The sequence below is a fragment of the Polaromonas sp. genome (assembly GCF_030682935.1).
GTDB lineage: Bacteria > Pseudomonadota > Gammaproteobacteria > Burkholderiales > Burkholderiaceae_C > Polaromonas.
In genome coordinates, this window is the sequence record NZ_JAUXNA010000253.1 from 1 (window position 1) to 3,483 (window position 3,483).

A 3,483-nucleotide genomic window follows, 5' to 3' on the forward strand; every position below is an offset into this window, starting at 1 on the left:
CAGGGTTTTTTTGGCCATCTCCACACCTTGCGGCACCGAAATACAGACCTCAAACCCGGCCTCTTCCAGCAGTTCAGCTGCAGCGGCCTGCACGTTGGCCGTGATGTTGCGGCGCGGCACCGGGTTGATCGCCGGGCCGCCCACCACCAAGCCCAGGCCAGGCATGGTGACCGTGCCCACACCAAAACCGCCGGTCAGCAACACCTGGCCGGGCAGATCGCGACGCAGCGTCACGTCAGCCGTGAGGTGCGCCTTGTCGGTGCAGTCGGGGTCGTCGCCCGCGTCCTTGATGACCATGGCATGCGCCGTGTGGCCGTCTACCGCACCGTCCAGCACCGCAAAGGTGACCAGATCGCCGTTGGGCAGCAGGCATTCAATGCTGTCCGGCACCTGCCCGGTGACCAGCCCCAGCGTGGCAGCCCGCGCCGCCGCAGCCGAACACGCGCCGGTGGTGAAACCGGTGCGTGTGCCGCGTGGCGCATTTTTCTCCATCATGCTGACGTTTTCTCCGTGAGCTCTTGTGCCTCCGCCAGACCCAGCAGGGCGTGTATGGCCGCCACCACCAGCGTGGAGCCGCCCTTGCGGCCCCTGATCACCACCCAGGGCACCTCGTTCTCCAGCGCCATCAGGTCCTTGGACTCGGCCGCCGACACAAAACCGACCGGCATGCCCACGACCAAAGCCGGACGCGCGCCTTCTTCATGAATCAGCCGCACCAGCTCAATCAATGCGGTAGGTGCATTGCCGATACCGACGATGGCGCCGTTGATCAGGCCCAGGCGGTGTGCCTTGCGCATGGCCTGCACCGCGCGGGTCGTACCTTCGGCTTTGGCGGTTTCAATCACGTCAGCGTCCGAGATGAACTGGTGCGTGGCCATGCCGAAATGTCCCAGGCGCGGCGCTGACAGGCCCACGCAGATCATTTCCACATCGGCCACCACGCGGGTGCTGCGCGACAGGATGGCGGCCACGCCGGCCTCAACCGCCCGTGGATGAAAGTCGGTCAGGCCGTTGAAGTCGAAGTCGGCATTGGCGTGAATCATGCGGCGCACGATGGGCCACTGGGCCGGTGTGTAGGCGTGCGATGCCACTTCGCGGTCAATCACGGCAAAGGAATCGTGTTCAATGGCCCGGCCCGCAGCGGTGAGCTGTTCGGTAATGACGTTGGCGGTGCTCATGGGTGGGCGTGCTCGTGCGCATGAGGGTGCGGATGAATTTGAACGATGACCGGTGCATGCGGGTGTGGATGTTCATGCGCATGGTCATGATGGTGCGCAATGGCATCGTCATGGTGGTGACCCCCCATGCCGTTTTCGACGCCAAACTCACGGTACTTGCAGCCATCACAGGGCATGAGCGACTCGGGCGCGCCGCGTTTCAGGTCATTCACCCGTTGTTCCAGCAGTTCAAAAATTTCGTGCTCAAAACCAAAGTAGGCCGTTGAGGTAAAGCGGATGGTGGGGTACTGGGTTTTCAGGTTGGCTACTTGTTTGGTGATGCGCTCGACCAGCGTGCCGTTAAACAGGTAGTACGGCAGCACGACCACTTGCGTCATGCCCAGCAGGCTTTGCCGCTGCACGGCTTTTTCAAGGCGCGGCCAGGTGATGCCGGTAAACGCCAGGTCCACCAGTTCGTGGTCGGTTTCTTCCATCAGCCAGCGCGCCATCTTGGCCATCTCGCCGTTGGCCTGCCGGTCGGACGAGCCGCGCCCCAAAATCACCACGCCGGTGGTGGTGGGGTCGGGCATGTCCAGCGCCTGCATCGCGCTTTTCAGGCGGCGTTTGACGATGGACAAAATAGGGTCGCATGCCGTGAGGTGCGGCGCGTACAGAAATTCCACCTGCGGAAATTTCAGCCGCGCGCCGTCAATGGCCTGCGGGATGTCCATCTTGACGTGCCCGGCGGCATTCAGAATCAGCGGCACCACCATCACCCGTTGCGAGCCCGTTGCGGCGCGGCGCAGGCCTTCGCTCATGGTGATCTCGGAAAACTCGATGAAGCAGACTTCGATGCGCCAGCCGGGCTGGCGTTCGCGCCACTGCTGCGCAAAGGCTTCAATTTCGTCGTTGCCTGATTTTTCGCGTGAGCCGTGGCCCACCAAAAGAATGGTGTCTGATGTCATGGGGTCTCCGTGAGGTCTGGGGGGGTATCGGTATTCGCATGAACGCTGGCACGTCGAAACTTGTGCGTAAAGCTCGCGTCGTACAGTCTGGATTTAGCCAGCGTCGGCCACTGCCGCGCGCCCAGTGTGGGGCTGGCAATAATCATGGACTGGCTGACGATTTTTGCCTCGCGGCACAGGCCCTGAATCGTGGCCACCGTACCGCGGATAATTTTTTCCTCGCCCGGCCAGCTGGCCTTGTGCACCACCACCACCGGCGCCTCCGGCGACCAGCCTGCAGCCGTCAAAGCCGCAGTGACGCGCCCCATCAGCGTGATGCTCAGGAAGATGCACAAGGTACTGTGATGCGCCGCCAAAACCTCCAGCGACTCGCCTTCCGGCATCGGGGTGCGCCCTTCCATGCGGGTGAAGATCACGGTTTGGGTCACCTCGGGCAGCGTCAGGCTTTCCACCGCAGCCGCTGCGGAAGCCATGGCAGACGACACCCCCGGAACCACCTCGATGGCAACTCCCGCCGCGTCGAGGGGTTGCACCAGTTCTATCAGCGCGCCGTACAAACAGGGATCGCCGGTTTGCAGGCGAACCACGGTCGTGCAGCGCCCAGCCTGTTCAATCAGCCAGCCAGACATTTGCTCCAGCGTCATGTCCTTGCTGTCAGCAATCACGCAGCCCGCAGGTGCCCAGCGCGTGGCGGCCTCGCTGACCAGGGAGCCCGCGAACAGAATGGCCCCAGCACGCTCAATCAGCGCCCGGCCCTTCACGGTGATCAGCTCCGGGTCGCCCGGGCCCGCGCCGACGAACCAGACGGTGCCCGGCGCGGAAGTAGCGCGGCCGGCCTCGATGGGTGGAGTGTCAGTCTGCATGATGTATTCCGGTTTGAAATTGTTAGCCGCAAGCTAGATTTTTGGCAAGGCCACCCACTGGCCTGCGAGCGGGAAGATGGCAATGCGGTGATCAAACACGTCTTCAAGGGCGCGGTGCGTGGCGGCGTCAGAGCAGTCGCCCTGGTGCGTCACCCGGCCCTGATCCATGACGACCAGTTCGTCGGCCTGCAGCGCGAACGAGATTTCGTGCAGCACGCTGATGACGGTTTTGCCGCTGGCGACCAGGCTGCGCACCATCAACAGCCAGTCAGTCTGGTGCGGCGGGTCCAGGTTGGCCAGCGGCTCGTCCATCAGCAGCACCTGCGCTTCCACGGCCAGCGCACGCGCCAGCAGCACGCGCTGGCGCTCGCCGCCCGAACGCTGGCCCAGCGGCCGGCCGCGCCAGTCCCAGGCCTGCGTGGCGCGCAGGGCACGCTCGACGGCGGCATGGTCGGCGGCGCTGGGGGCGCTAAGCCAGGCTTGATGCGGCAGGCGGCC

5 protein-coding genes are annotated in these 3,483 nt (G+C 64.1%); all 5 read right to left on the reverse strand.

All coding sequences use genetic code 11. The features are described from left to right. A partial coding sequence (locus Q8K05_RS11600; protein WP_305246758.1) for a cobalt-precorrin-5B (C(1))-methyltransferase occupies positions 1 to 495 on the reverse strand: 495 nt, incomplete at its 3' end. Continuing rightward, entirely contained in the window at positions 492 to 1,178 is a 687-nt protein-coding gene (locus Q8K05_RS11605) for a precorrin-8X methylmutase (protein WP_293469928.1), read from the reverse strand. The genes Q8K05_RS11600 and Q8K05_RS11605, both read right to left, overlap by 4 nt. Further along, positions 1,175 to 2,122 carry a sirohydrochlorin chelatase gene (locus tag Q8K05_RS11610; protein ID WP_305246759.1) on the reverse strand — a complete coding sequence of 316 codons (948 nt, stop codon included), beginning with the start codon at positions 2,120 to 2,122 and terminating at the stop codon, positions 1,175 to 1,177. The genes Q8K05_RS11605 and Q8K05_RS11610 overlap by 4 nt, the downstream gene beginning before the upstream one ends. After that, entirely contained in the window at positions 2,119 to 2,985 is an 867-nt protein-coding gene (gene cobM, locus Q8K05_RS11615) for a precorrin-4 C(11)-methyltransferase (protein ID WP_305246760.1), read from the reverse strand. The genes Q8K05_RS11610 and cobM overlap by 4 nt, the downstream gene beginning before the upstream one ends. 33 nt (positions 2,986 to 3,018) lie before the next feature. Then, positions 3,019 to 3,483, reverse strand: a 465-nt coding sequence (locus Q8K05_RS11620) for an ABC transporter ATP-binding protein (RefSeq protein ID WP_305246761.1), incomplete at its 5' end; no start/stop codon positions are given.